Annotated in this window: 12 protein-coding genes; 3 read left to right on the top strand and 9 right to left on the bottom strand. The window is 60.5% G+C overall.

From position 1 onward, the window contains the following. Positions 1-6 precede the first annotated feature (6 nt). The 4 genes from ACWHXD_RS14115 to ACWHXD_RS14100 all read right to left on the bottom strand — a co-directional run bounded on the left by ACWHXD_RS14115 (position 7) and on the right by ACWHXD_RS14100 (position 4,612). Positions 7-1,374 carry an epoxide hydrolase family protein gene (locus ACWHXD_RS14115; protein WP_138762991.1) on the bottom strand — a complete coding sequence of 456 codons (1,368 nt, stop codon included), beginning with the start codon at positions 1,372-1,374 and terminating at the stop codon, positions 7-9. Positions 1,375-1,749: 375 nt separating this feature from the next. Beyond that, a complete protein-coding gene (locus tag ACWHXD_RS14110; RefSeq protein WP_032897344.1) occupies positions 1,750-1,998 on the bottom strand; it encodes a CsbD family protein in 249 nt (82 codons plus the stop codon). 134 nt (positions 1,999-2,132) lie between these two features. Next, positions 2,133-2,741 carry a dTMP kinase gene (locus ACWHXD_RS14105; protein WP_138762992.1) on the bottom strand — a complete coding sequence of 203 codons (609 nt, stop codon included), beginning with the start codon at positions 2,739-2,741 and terminating at the stop codon, positions 2,133-2,135. 143 nt (positions 2,742-2,884) lie between these two features. Further along, the gene (locus ACWHXD_RS14100; RefSeq protein WP_138762993.1) at positions 2,885-4,612 is read right to left on the bottom strand and encodes a hydrogenase maturation protein; all 1,728 of its coding nucleotides are present in this window, start codon (positions 4,610-4,612) and stop codon (positions 2,885-2,887) included. A gap of 209 nt (positions 4,613-4,821) precedes the next feature. On the opposite strand from ACWHXD_RS14100, the gene ACWHXD_RS14095 reads away from it, so the two are divergent. Next, on the top strand, positions 4,822-5,727 hold the full coding sequence (locus tag ACWHXD_RS14095; protein WP_138762994.1) for a LysR family transcriptional regulator: 906 nt from the start codon (positions 4,822-4,824) through the stop codon (positions 5,725-5,727). A 1-nt stretch (position 5,728) separates the two neighbouring features. On the opposite strand, the gene ACWHXD_RS14090 is transcribed toward ACWHXD_RS14095, so the two are convergent. The 5 genes from ACWHXD_RS14090 to ACWHXD_RS14070 form a co-directional block, all read right to left on the bottom strand. Beyond that, positions 5,729-6,661 carry a cupin domain-containing protein gene (locus ACWHXD_RS14090; RefSeq protein ID WP_138762995.1) on the bottom strand — a complete coding sequence of 311 codons (933 nt, stop codon included), beginning with the start codon at positions 6,659-6,661 and terminating at the stop codon, positions 5,729-5,731. Positions 6,662-6,819: 158 nt separating this feature from the next. Further along, positions 6,820-8,151, bottom strand: coding sequence for an LLM class flavin-dependent oxidoreductase (locus ACWHXD_RS14085; protein WP_138762996.1), 1,332 nt, complete (start codon positions 8,149-8,151; stop codon positions 6,820-6,822). 22 nt (positions 8,152-8,173) lie between these two features. Next, positions 8,174-9,130 (bottom strand): ABC transporter substrate-binding protein, encoded by a 957-nt coding sequence (locus ACWHXD_RS14080; RefSeq protein ID WP_138762997.1) that lies wholly within the window; start codon positions 9,128-9,130, stop codon positions 8,174-8,176. 165 nt (positions 9,131-9,295) lie between these two features. Beyond that, positions 9,296-10,624, bottom strand: a complete 1,329-nt coding sequence (locus ACWHXD_RS14075; protein ID WP_138762998.1) for an ATP-binding protein — start codon at positions 10,622-10,624, stop codon at positions 9,296-9,298. Then, complete coding sequence (locus ACWHXD_RS14070; RefSeq protein WP_138762999.1) at positions 10,621-11,376, bottom strand: response regulator; 756 nt, start codon at positions 11,374-11,376, stop codon at positions 10,621-10,623. Before ACWHXD_RS14070 ends, ACWHXD_RS14075 begins: the two co-directional genes overlap by 4 nt. Before the next feature lie 119 nt (positions 11,377-11,495). Between ACWHXD_RS14070 and ACWHXD_RS14065 the strand changes: the two genes are divergently transcribed. Together ACWHXD_RS14065 and ACWHXD_RS14060 are read left to right on the top strand one after the other, a co-directional pair. Beyond that, positions 11,496-11,807 (top strand): hypothetical protein, encoded by a 312-nt coding sequence (locus tag ACWHXD_RS14065; protein ID WP_138763000.1) that lies wholly within the window; start codon positions 11,496-11,498, stop codon positions 11,805-11,807. Then, a complete protein-coding gene (locus ACWHXD_RS14060) occupies positions 11,807-12,475 on the top strand; it encodes a DUF3313 domain-containing protein (protein WP_138763001.1) in 669 nt (222 codons plus the stop codon). The genes ACWHXD_RS14065 and ACWHXD_RS14060 overlap by 1 nt, the downstream gene beginning before the upstream one ends. Positions 12,476-12,554: the final 79 nt, after the last annotated feature.

The raw sequence follows: 12,554 nt of genomic DNA, 5'->3' as shown, positions 1-12,554 counted from the left end.
TATGAGCTACTGGGCTGTCTTCGTTACGCTCAGCTTGGCGCGCAGCGGCCGGAAGGCCTCCCGCAATTCTTCGCTGAACAATTGAGGTTGCTCCCAGGAGGCGAAGTGGCCGCCCTTGTTAACCTGGCTGTAGTAGGAAAGTGATGGGTAAGCGCGCTGCGCCCAGCTTTTTGGCGCCTGATAGATCTCGTGCGGGAAGACCGTGATCGCCACCGGCACCTTGATGCTTGCGGTGTTCTGCGCGGCAGCGCTGAAATTGTTGTTGTTGTTTTCCCAGTAGAAACGCGATGACGATGCGCCTGCGTTCGTCAGCCAGTACAGGCTGATATCGTCCAGCATCTCGTCACGGGTCAATACCCGTTCAGGCTGGCCATCACTGTCCGTCCACGCTGCGATTTTTTCGTACATCCACGCCGCAGTTCCGGTAGGCGAATCGGCCAGCAGGTAACCGATAGTCTGCGGGCGCGTCACCATCATCGCGCCGTATGCTGCATTGCGGCCGAAGAAGGTGCTCAAGGAATCAAACGCCTTGCGTTCAGGCTCAGTGAGCTCGTCAGAGGCCGGATCACCACTATTGATCGGCTTGACCAATTCGGGCGGGATGGTGGCCGGCATGTTCAAGTGAATGCCCAACAGCCCCGGCGGATTCAGGCGGCCCAATGCATCCGATATGACCGAACCGTGATCTCCGCCCTGGGAAACATAGTGGGTATAACCCAGACGCTTGATGAGCACATCCCAAGCCTTCGCGACTCGATCCGGCCCCCAACCCAATTCAGTTGGCTTACCGGAAAAGCCGTGTCCCGGAATCGATGGAATGATCACGTCGAACGAATCTTCAACCTTACCGCCGTAAGCAACGGGATCCGTCAGCGGGCCGATCGTCTTCAGGAACTCAAACTGTGAGCCAGGCCATCCGTGTGTCAGAAGCAGCGGCATCGCGTTGGGGTTTGGCGAGCGAACATGGATGAATTGAATATCGACGCCGTCGATTGTCGTGATGAATTCACGCAGCGCATTGAGCTTCGCTTCGGCCTTGCGCCAGTCATAGCCGCTGCCCCAATACTTCACCAGCGCCTGGACCTGGGCCAACTGCACGCCTTGGGACACGTCATGGACGGTCTCTTTGTCCGGCCAGCGGGTCGCCGCAATACGCTTTTTCAGATCGGTCAATTGAGCTTCATCGACGTGAATTCGATAAGGTCTAATAGATTCGGGATGGGTCGAGGCCGAGCTGGCAACTGACGCATCGGCGGCCGGGCCAGCAGCCCAGGCACCACCGCTGCCGCCTATCAGGGCCAACCCCAAAACGCCCATTCTTACGGAAGAAGCCAGACAATGGCGCCAGGTGAAACCGAACGTAGCTGCAGGCATTTTGAATTTCCTATAAGTCATTGGTCGACAACGTCGCGAAACGCGCAGGGATAGCCGCGAGTTAAATGAGTCATCCATTGGAGAATGGTTTGCGCCTTCTCGATGGGTTCATTTAAAGCCCCGCAGGTATCCCGTATGTGTCATCAACCGACTTAAAGGAATCGCTGTGTATCTACCCGAAGCCCAGATACAAAACGATACAAACCGACCACTCGCTCATAAAAAAGCCAATGCCCCGATTTGTCGGGGCATTGGCTTTTCTGGGACATTAAAAATATAAGGGCTTTGGTTTAAGGGTTACGGCTTACCCCCCTCGTACCTCCCGGCGCGGAACTCCAAGGAGTACGAGGCAAATCTTATTGAAGCTACTGATGTTCAGCGACTAAGCAATTTCTTCAGCACCAATAGAGCAACCGCTCCGATTGCCAGTGCAGCAACCGGCTTCTCTTTAACGAATGTAGAAACGCTGTCCAGTGCGTCGCCATAAGTTTGCGTCAGCTGACCGGCAGCCTGGCGTCCAGCGCCCTCAGCTTCCAACTTCGAATCACCAAAAAGCTTCCCGACTGCGCTCTGCGCTTTGCCAGCAACCTTTTCAACAACGCCTTCTACCTGTTCGCTCTTCATGATTAACCAAACCTTCGTGTGTCATTGGGTAGCCCAGGAAAACCTGGGCTTGAGGCAACGTGCAAAGCGTTAGGTGGACAGGCTTAGTGATTAGTTCAAATTGATGAACCTCACTTGGTCCAGATCAAAGTAGATCAAAGGACTTCATATATCTGCGAAACCACCCGCCTCATCGCCTCTTCAATCGTCCCTTCATTGCGACACATCACCCACCCCTGCCCCACAGCCGCTCGCTCAAACGCCTCGGTACACGCAACTTGTTCCTCCAGCTTAGACATCACCGTACTGCTCAGCCCGCGCCGTCGTGCTGCCGCCCGCGCCCAGGATATTTGCGCCGCGGTGACAACCCCCACCTGCAGATCCGGCACTTGCACCTGTCGATCAATGTTCAGCTCAAGAATCTCTGCAAAGGGTATCAATCGACGAAACGCGGCATCAGACGGGTACCAGCGATCCATCAGGATGATGCTGTCAGGTGGCTGTGCGGCCAGTACGTGCTGGGTAATCCAGCTGCGGCTGTCAGCGAAGCGCTCACACACCTCAAGTTCCAGATCCCGACTGGGGTCTCTGGCGAATTTGTTAACCAGCGCCATCGTTAGCGCTCGATAGGGATCGCTCTTGCGCTCGCACAGTCGGACGACCTTTTTATTGTCGGCCCTCAATGCTGTCGTAACGGCCTCCAACAGCGTGGTTTTGCCGGTGCCCTTGGGCCCATCCAACGAAATAAACAGCGCCCGAGTCATACGAGCGCTGCGTTATCGTTCAGGTTGTGCAGTTCCATGGGGCCTCGGGGTCTGTGCGGTTGGGCGAGTGGGCCTCCATTATGGGCAACCCTATTGCCCAATGCGAGGCTGGGCTGGCCGCCGCGCCCTCCCCGCGTTGACAGTCAGTCATTCAGCATCCGGCTTTGCGGCACGCCAGCCTCGTACTTCAACGCCCACGGCGCAATCAACCGCTGCGGGGTCTGGCAGGTTTTGCGTTTAAACACGAAGTTGCGACACTTCTCGGCAAACTGCTGGCGGTTGTCCACCATATCCAAACGCATCTGTGCCAGTTCCTGCTCGCGACAGCGTTCAACTTGCTGAGTCTCCAGCGTGGCTTTGCGTGTGCGTGCGTAAAGGTACTTATCATCGGTCAATGCACTGTCGGCCTGTTGCAAAAGCCACAAGCCAAATGCCTGTGGGCAACGCGGGCCGATGGCCTGGACCATGCCGTATTGCTGGGCCTGAATGGCACTGATGGGCAAGCATTCTTCAGTGAGTTTATGCGCGATTTCACTGCCCACGGCCCGTGGCAGGCTATAGGTCCAGTATTCGGAACCGTAGAGCCCCATGGTTTTGTAGTGCGGGTTGAGCACCACACCTTCGCGGGCCAATACAATGTCGGCGGCCAGCGCCAGCATGACGCCGCCTGCGCCTGCGCTGCCGGTCAGGCCGCTGATCACCAGTTGCCTGGCGGTGAGCAGCTCCAGGCATACATCGTCGATGGCTTGAATGTTGGCCCAGGCTTCCAGCCCCGGCACGTCGGCGGCCTGGATGACGTTGAGGTGAACGCCATTGGAAAAGCTGCCGCGCCCGCCCTTGATCAGCAACACGTGGGTGTCTCGCGCCTTGGCCCAGCGTAACGCAGCCACCAGCCTCTGGCATTGTTCGGTGCTCATGGCGCCGTTGTAGAACTCAAACGTCAGTTCGCCGATGTGGCCAAACTTCTGGTAGCGGATCGGTTGATAGGCCTGTGCATTGAACGCCTGGCAAGCGATTGAACTGTCCAGCACCGGCACGCCGGCCAACTGCTCAGCCAGAACGTGACGTGCTGGCAGCTTGAAGGTCTCTGGGCCTTTGGGTTTGAGCGAGCCGATCCACAGGCTGTGATCTCCAGCGGCTACCAGCACGGCGTCATCCTGTATCGCGAGAATTTCCCCCGGGGTGCCCTGGCGGGCGTCCAAGTGCGCGTCGTAGACGTAATACTGCCCGCCCAGCAGGCTCGCCAACACGCCGGGCTGGCCATCGGCAGCATCGATGCTGCGCTTGATAAAGCCTGCGCAATCGAACCAACTGAAGGTCCGGTCAGCCTGGGTCATGTTCGGCTGCAAGCGTCCGATGACACTGGGTTGGGTGTAATCGAGCGGTGTCGGCACGAAGCCCTTGGCGAATTTCGCCACGACGTCACGGATGCAAACCATCGCGGCGTCGCTCACCAGGCCGTTGTACAGCTCGGATTTGCGCACCTGGTCGGGCATGTCGAACTCACAGGTCGACCAGATTGGCCCGGCGTCCATTTCCTCCACCGCTTGCAAAGCCGTGACGCCCCAACGGCTGGCCTGCTGGGTGATCGCCCAATCCAGCGCACTGGCGCCACGGTCGCCGACGATGCCCGGATGGATGATCACCACCGGGCGCTGGGGATGGCTCCACAGTTGGTGCGGCACACGGTCCTTCAGAAACGGGCAGATCACCAGGTCGGCGCCGGACGCCTCCACCTGCTGGCACACGGTGCCTCCATCGGTGAACACCACAACGCTGGGGTCGTGACCCGCCTGGCGCAGATCCAGCCAGGCCCGTTGGGTTAAACCGTTGAATGCCGATGATAACAACAGGATCTTCAGTGATCGCATGGCTGACTCTTCCTTGAGAATGTGCGACCAGAGCTGCTCGTTGAGCCGTCCCTGGCCATCGATAAGCGCCCAAGGTTATAGAGCGGGCCAGCGGGGTCACCTGATCGAGATCAATCTTGTGTCAGCAAAGCGCGCTGCCTGTTCGAGTTGACAGCCCCCGCCAAAACTCAACAACCTGCACCTCTCACCGCCCTGCCCTGAGGCTGCCCTTGGACTATTTCACCGCCCTCACCGCCTTTATCGAAGCCGCCGAAGGCAACAACTTCTCCCGCGCCGCCGAGCGCTTGGGCATCAAGGCCTCAACGGTCTCGCGCTACGTGAAGGACCTTGAGCAGGACTTGGGCATCGCGCTGTTCAACCGCTCCACACGCACGCTGCATCTGACCGAAGGCGGCCAGACCTTCCTGATACACGCACGCAGGGTGCTGGATGAACTGGAACACGCCAAGGCCGCCACGTCTGCGCTGAACCAGCATCCTCGGGGCGTGCTGAAACTCAACCTGCCACCGGCGTTTGCTCGCCATCACATCCTGCCGGCGTTGAATGACTTTCTGGTGCGTTACCCGCAAATCAGCGTGGAACTGGTGCTGGATAACACCCAGGTCAACTTGATTCATGCCGGCGTCGATTTAGCCATCCGCATTGGCGAGCTGGCCGATTCGACGCTCAAGGCACGCAAGCTCAGCGACGGCCATTACCGCTTGGTGGTCAGCCCGGCGTTTGGCATGCAGCACCCTCCTCCGTCCACGCCCACGGACCTGGCCGGTGTGCCTGCGGTGTTGGGCACGGCTATTACGGGCGATATCAGTTTTGTATCCGCCGGCCGCGCGTTCCCGCTGCTGCATGACAGCGTTATTCGAATCAATGACCTGGACGCGCAACTGATCGCCGTGCGCCAAGGCCTGGGCTTTGCGCTGTTGCCGGACTGGCTGGTGGCGCGAAGTGTCGAGGCCGGCGACTTGGTAGTGTGGCTACCGGAGTGGCACATCCAAGGCGTGGAGCGGGCGTTTGCGGTGTGGTTTGTCTACCCCCCCAAGCGCATTGTGTCGTCCAAGGTCCGGTGTTTTATCGACTTTATCGTTGAACGACTGGCCGAGACACCGGACTGGAAGTGACTCAACTGAAGCGAATATCCAACGCGCGCAAGTAAGTTTGCAGCCCGGCATCCTGAATCGGGATCAGGAACGCCTCGCTATCTGATTCATTAAAATGCGCATGCCAATAACCCGGTGGCGTGACAAACGCCAGGCCGGGTGACCAGTCGACCCGTTGCGGGTTACGGATTTGCCCGTCCGCCTCAAGCTCAGTGCCCACCAAGGAATAACAGCCCTTGGGGCAATCGATAATGAAGTCCAGTGCAATCGACTGATGCCGATGGGGTTTCTGCACCGATCGTGCCGGCAGAATCCCGTACATGGCCCACAATACGTGGGTCACCGTGCGCGTCTGCGGAAAGTGGCGGTTACCCAACAGGATACTGATGCGGCTGCGGTCCTGGGCCCTGGGGTCATCGGCTGCTTCACGCAACTTCGCGTTGGCCAGTGCTGCCGGGTACAGGGTTGGTGCAAAGCGGTCGGCACTGGGTGTCACCCCCAGGTAACGCAGCAACGGCTCATCGTGCACATAGTAAAGACGCGCATCCTCGCGGGCACTGAAGTGCGCCTGCTGTAACCCCGGCAGGGCAATAAAGCAGCCCTTGGACCATTGAATCTCATACTCGCCCTGAATCACGCTGCCCTCCCCGGCGATCACGTAGAACACCTGGGAGGTGGCGTTGGGCTGCAGCTTCAACGTGTCGCCACGGTTAAGGCGCATGAAATTCGCGCACAACCCTGGGCCTGTCGCAGGGCCTTCGCAGCCCAAGGCCTCGCTGAGGTCCAGCGGTACCACGCGCGAGGGGCCACTGTCATATAGCGAGGCGGGAAAGCTGTGGTAGGGAATGCGGGAAATCAGATTGGCACTGATGGGGTTCGCCGCCTTGCTGTACTCGAAGTACTCGGCGTCGACTTGGTTGATATCCGTCAGTGCGGGGTCGAATTCACGGTTCATCAGGCTCACCTCAGTCTTGGGCTGGATCGCGCAACGCCGTTGAACGGGCTGCACGGGGTGAGTGGACTATAGACACAGCTCGCTGGCGGATTAATGCCCGTGACAGCACAGCAGTTATGCGAAATGGGGCAGTTAACGCAACCCCGCAAAACCAGCCCTTAGGATGAGGGGTAGCGCTGGAACCTCGGAATCGCCAAGCCCAGGCTTTCACGCAAGGTCGAGCCCTCGTAGGCCGTACGATAAACACCGCGCTCTTGCAGCAGCGGAATCACCTCCTGAGTAAAACGATCAAATTGCCCAGGGTGCCCGATGTAGATATTGAACCCATCCACGGCCCGGGCCTCGAACCAATCCGCCATCTTCTGCGCCACCGTGGCGGCGCTGCCGACGAACGCGCCTGGGCGCAATTGCCGGCCAAATTCGACGGCCTGGCGTAGGGTAAAGCCCTTTTCCCGGGCCTGGTCGGCGATGCGTTTGGCGGCGGTGAAAAAACTGCTGCGCGCGGCCTCCAGGCTCTCTTGCGGGAACGGCGCGTCCAGGTCGTATTGGCTGAAATCATGCCAGCCAAAATTGCGCCCGAACTCCTTGAGTGCCAACGCAAAACTATGGTCCACCTGATGGTAGTGCTGTTCGATTTCCCGGGCATGGGCATCGGTGTCGCCCACATAGATTTCCGCACCGGGCATGATCAGTAACTGCTCAGGATCACGCCCCCGTTGTACCGCCCTGCCCTTGATATCGCGGTAAAACGCCAGGCCCTGCTCGAGACTGGCCGCGTGGGTGAAGATCACATCGGCGGTGGCGGCGCCCAGCTCGCGGCCTTGTTCGGAGTCACCGGCCTGGAAAATCACCGGCTGGCCTTGGGGCGAGCGCTGGATATTCAGCGGGCCCACCACCGAAAAATGTTCGCCCTGGTGATTCAGGCTGTGCAGCTTGCTCGGGTCGAGAAACTGCCCAGTGGCACGGTTGCGCACAAACGCATCGTCTTCGTAGGAGTTCCACAACCCCTGTACCACCTGAACGTGTTCGGCGGCGCGACCATAGCGGGTGGCGTAGTCGTAATGTTCGTCGCGGCTGTAATTGCCAGCGGTACCGGCATCGCCACTGGTCACCACGTTCCAGCCGGCGCGGCCTTTGCTGATCAGGTCCAGGGAGGCCAGGCGCCGGGCGACGTTATACGGCGAGTTATACGAGGTGGTCAGTGTACCGACCAGGCCGATATGCCGCGTGCTCACGGCCAGTGCCGACAGCAAGGTCAGCGGCTCCAGGCGATTGAGGTAATGGGACGGCGAACCTTCGGTGATGAACTGGCTGTCGACGATAAACATCAGGTCGAACAATGCCGCCTCGGCCTGGCGTGCTATCTGGATGTACCAGTCGACGTTGACGCTGGCATCGGCCGGCAATTGCGGGTCAAGCCACAGGTTATGGCGGCCCGGCCCACCGCAGCCCATGGTCAGGGCGCCAAGTTTGAGCTGTCGTTTAGTCATTGCGCAGTAGTCCTTCAAGCGTTCAGGGCTGGGTGGTGGCGACGGCGGGCTGCAAGGCGGCCGCGAATGAAGGGTCGAACAACGTGGCGGCCGAGTAAGACTTGACCAGGCCCAGGCCGGCAAAAAAGTCCACGGTCTTTTGCGCCTCGATGGGCGCCTGGGGCGTCAGCGGCTCGACGGAGGTGCGCGCGCGGGCAAACCAGACGCGGGCAATGTCGGCATCCGCGCGGGTGCGCTTGGCCCAGGCATCGGCATACGCGTTGGCGTTGGCCGGGCTGTGGCGGGCCCAGTCGCGGGCTTTTTTCAGGCGCTGGAGAAAGTCGCTGATGAGTTCACGCTTGGCCTCCACAGCACTGGCGTTGGCGGCAATGAAACTCTGGGCCGGGATCAAGTCTTCAGCGGTTGCCAACACCCGCGCACCTTGACGTTCCTGTTGCGTGACATAGGGTTCCCAGGTGGCGATCACGTCAACCGCACCGCCTTCCAGCGCGTGGGAGGCATCCAGGGCGCTGAGGTAGCGCCATTGCAGCGAATCCCGCGCCACCCCGGCCTTGTCCAGCGCGGTCAGCAACAGTTGCTGGCTCCAGGAACCCTTCCAGATCGCGGCGCGCTTGCCCGCAAGGTCGGCCAGGCTGTGGATCGACGAGTCCTTTTTCACCAGGATGGCCACTCCGTCGAGATTTTGCCGGCTGACGGCGATCACCTTGATCGGTGCACCCAGGGCGCCCAGGAACAACACCGGCGCATCCCCGAGCAGGCCCAGGTCCAGGCTGCCGACATTGAGCGCTTCGGCCACCGGTGAGCCGGCCGTGAACTGCTTCCAGTCCAACGTGTAGGGCAGGTCATCGAGTACCCCCGCCGCTTCCATCACGGCCTGGGCGTTGTAGCTCTGGTCGCCGACCACCAGGGTTTGCGCCTGCGCCGTCAGGCACAGCAATGAGGCGGCCAATCCAGCCGCCAGGGTTTTGAGGTAACGCACGTTCGTCTCCAGATGCCGTGTGGGGCATTCAAGTCGATCCGCGCGTACGGTCTCGATTTTATAAGGTCATTTGTTGTCAGGGGTATTTTTGCGGTGTTGAAGGCGGGATGTAAAATACTGATAACGCATAACCTAATTCAATAATAATGCGCATATCGCATCACGCTAGCACGGCAATTCAACCCGGGCCACCAACCCCGAACCACGTCGATTACTCAGGCTCAGTTCACCGCCCTGCTCGCGCACAATCGCCCGCGCCGCCGAGAGCCCAAGCCCCACCCCACCGGTATTGCGGTTGCGTGAGGTCTCGAGACGAAAGAACGGGTCGAATACACGCTCCAGGTCCGCTTCGGGAATCCCCGGGCCCTCGTCGCTGACTTCGATGCATACCCTCTGGGCGTCAACACTCAGAGCAATGCTGGGGTTCCGGGCATATTTGGCGGCGTTTTCCAGCAGGTTGACCACCACCCGTTTAAGCCCCAGTGGCCGGCCGTGATAGACCAGGTGGGGCGGCCCTCGGAAGTCGACCACCAGTTGTTGGTCGCGATAGTCGTCGATGATGGTTTGCAGCAGTTCAGACAGATCGAACGCCGTGCTGTGCTCCAGCACCGTATCGTCGCGGAAAAACGCCAATGCGGCGTTGATCATCGACTGCATTTCCTCGACATCGCGAATCAGCTTGTGTTGATGGTCCAGGTCTTCCATGAATTCACAGCGCAGGCGCATCCGCGTCAAGGGCGCGCGCAAGTCATGGGAAATGGCTGCCAGCATCTGGGTGCGCTCGCCGATGAAGTGCTGGATCTGCGCCTGCATGGCGTTGAAGGCGATAGTGGCCTGGCGTATTTCGTGGGGGCCTTCGATGTCGATGGGCGGTGCGCGCAGATCGCCACCGAAGCGTCGGGCAGCGCTGGCGAAACGCTGCAACGGCTGGGCCAATTGCCGGGTGGCGATCCAGGCGACCAGCAAGGTAGCGATCAACCCCAGGATGATGATCACCGCGATCCGCGTGGGTGCGCTCAGGCCCCAACTGCGTTCGGGCGGGATGAAAGACAACCAGCTGCCATCAAGTAGCTGCACCAGCGCCACATAATGCGCGTCGGGGCTGCCACGCGGCCAATCGTCCGGGCTGTACACCTGAATGGTGCGCCCCGTGCCAAACAACGCCTGTATCCCGGGAACTTCGCCGGCTTGTAGCACATTGCCGCCGCTGGGCAGGCCGAAATCCGCAGGGTCGGTATGCCATGCCACATGCAGGCGGGTATCGCTGGCCGCTGTCGCCAGCTGCGAGCGCAACGGCGCAGGCGCGGCCTCGATCACTTTCAGTGTCGCGGCCATCTGCTCAAGCAACCCCGTACGGTCGATGGGCGGACGCGCCCACACCCCGGCCACCTGCACGAACAAGGCGTTGAGGGCCAGTGAGGCGAGCATCGCGGCGAGAATGGTCAGGGCGATCCGCCGATTCAGGGTGTCGCGGCGCAACAGGCGGCGGATCATGAGCGGGTCACCGGGGCGGTAAACAGATAGCCGCCATTGCGCACGGTGCGGATCAGGTCCGGGCGCTTGCAATCGGGCTCGATCTTGCGGCGCAGCCGGCTGACCTGCACATCGATACTGCGGTCAAAGGCGTCGTGGCCCTGGCCGTGGGTCAGGTCGATCAATTGGTCGCGGGTGAGGATGCGCTGGGGGTGCTCGAGAAACACGACCAGCAGGTCGAACTCGCCACCGGACAGCGGGATCATGACGCCCTCGGGCGAACGCAGTTCGCGACAGGTGATATCCAGGTGCCAACCGGCGAAGGCAATCACCGGGCGTGAACGCTCGTCGGCCGCACTGACCGACTGCCCCGCACGCCGTTGCACGGCACGCAGGCGGGCCAGCAATTCGCGCGGGGCGAAGGGTTTGGTCAGGTAGTCGTCAGCGCCCAGTTCCAGGCCAACAATGCGGTCGCTCAGCTCGCCCATGGCCGTGAGCATGATGATAGGAATGCCGAACTGCGCCCGTACCTTCTGGCAGAGGCTGAGGCCGCCTTCGCCGGGCAACATGAGGTCGAGGATGATCGTGTCTGGCCGCTGCTGCGCGATGGCCGCCCACATGGCCTCGCCGTCGGCGGCCACGTCGGCTTCATAGGCGTGCTGGACGAAGAACTTCTTCAGCAATGCCAGCACTTCCACGTCGTCATCGACGATCAGCAGTCTGCTCACGTTCACAGGTTCCCAAGCCAAAAAAAGAAAGACATCTAAAACCATTCCGGCGCCTTGGTCATTTATTTCAATCGAGCAACATTCCTTCGCCACGGACACAACCCGGACATCTTTGGGCAAAACCTGTCCGGCATTCTGCACGCCTTCCATTCAAGGAGATGCCTATGAAAGTTTCGAGCAGCAGGTACACCGAGCAGGCCGCGGGCGACGTACGGCCACTGGTACTGAGCCAGCGCACCTCGTCCCCCGCTCAGGATAGCCCGATGTTGTTTCAGGAGTCGTGCCTGGGGCTGAACGCGGACCTGGACCGTATCGTGCTGCGTCGCTACTTCGAGCACTACAGCCCCGACGCCGGGCGCTGGGTCGAGTACGCCCACTCCATTCCCATCGCCGAGCTTGTCCACTGGATCATGACCCATGGCCAGTTGCACATCGAGTCTTCCCACGACACCTTGAACGAACAGGCCACCCATTGATGACCCGCATGTGCTCACTGTCGCTCTTGATGGCGGCCGCCCTGGGCCTCACCGCCTGCAGCAGCAAAACGGTGGAACCGGAGCGGTACACCGGGTTTCTTCACGATTACAGCCTGCTCCAAGCACAACAAAGCCCTTCGGGCGAGGCCATCTTGAGTTGGATCAGCCCGGCCTTGAAGCGCTGTCGCTACAAGCAGGTCTACCTGGCGCCCAGCCAGTTCTACCCGGCCGTCGCCCCCAGCGCTCGCATCCCCCAAAGCACCCTCGCCCACGTGACGGGTTACTACGACCTGGTACTGCGCTCGGAACTGGGCAAAGTCGTGTACCTGGCCGCAAAGCCAGGCCCCGACACCCTGACGGTACGGCCCGCCATCACCCGCATTGCCACCAGCACCCAAGGCCTGCGGTTTTATGAATGGCTGCCGATCACCCTGGTCGCTGCAGGCGTGAGCACCGCCACCGGCATCCGCGACCAGGACAGTGAGATCGCCACGGAGCTGTCCTTGGAAGACGGTTCGACCGGTGATGTCGTGGCCGCCATAGTCCGCAAAGGCACCGGCACGCCCCTGGACAACGACCGGCAAGTGGTGACCGTCGACAACGTCAAGGCGGTGCTCGACGGCTGGGCCCGCGACCTGGGCCAGACATACAGCGTCGTCGCTCGTTAGCCTGCCCCGCTCAAACGTCATAATCACAGGGGCATCTGCGTGGTAATCTCCCGGCACCACGAATAGACATTGATCGTCA

It is taken from the genome of Pseudomonas fjordensis, from assembly GCF_976987115.1.
This window is presented reverse-complemented; position numbering and strand designations above follow the sequence as displayed.

Bases quoted from the DNA above. Each gene is read 5' to 3' on its own strand.
- ACWHXD_RS14115 (WP_138762991.1), bottom strand. From the start codon at position 1,374: ATGCCTGCAGCTACGTTCGGTTTCACCTGGCGCCATTGTCTGGCTTCT.
- ACWHXD_RS14110 (WP_032897344.1), bottom strand. From the start codon at position 1,998: ATGAAGAGCGAACAGGTAGAAGGCGTTGTTGAAAAGGTTGCTGGCAAA.
- ACWHXD_RS14105 (WP_138762992.1), bottom strand. From the start codon at position 2,741: ATGACTCGGGCGCTGTTTATTTCGTTGGATGGGCCCAAGGGCACCGGC.
- ACWHXD_RS14100 (WP_138762993.1), bottom strand. From the start codon at position 4,612: ATGCGATCACTGAAGATCCTGTTGTTATCATCGGCATTCAACGGTTTA.
- ACWHXD_RS14090 (WP_138762995.1), bottom strand. From the start codon at position 6,661: ATGAACCGTGAATTCGACCCCGCACTGACGGATATCAACCAAGTCGAC.
- ACWHXD_RS14085 (WP_138762996.1), bottom strand. From the start codon at position 8,151: ATGACTAAACGACAGCTCAAACTTGGCGCCCTGACCATGGGCTGCGGT.
- ACWHXD_RS14075 (WP_138762998.1), bottom strand. From the start codon at position 10,624: ATGATCCGCCGCCTGTTGCGCCGCGACACCCTGAATCGGCGGATCGCC.
- ACWHXD_RS14070 (WP_138762999.1), bottom strand. From the start codon at position 11,376: ATGGTTTTAGATGTCTTTCTTTTTTTGGCTTGGGAACCTGTGAACGTG.
- ACWHXD_RS14065 (WP_138763000.1), top strand. From the start codon at position 11,496: ATGAAAGTTTCGAGCAGCAGGTACACCGAGCAGGCCGCGGGCGACGTA.
- ACWHXD_RS14060 (WP_138763001.1), top strand. From the start codon at position 11,807: ATGACCCGCATGTGCTCACTGTCGCTCTTGATGGCGGCCGCCCTGGGC.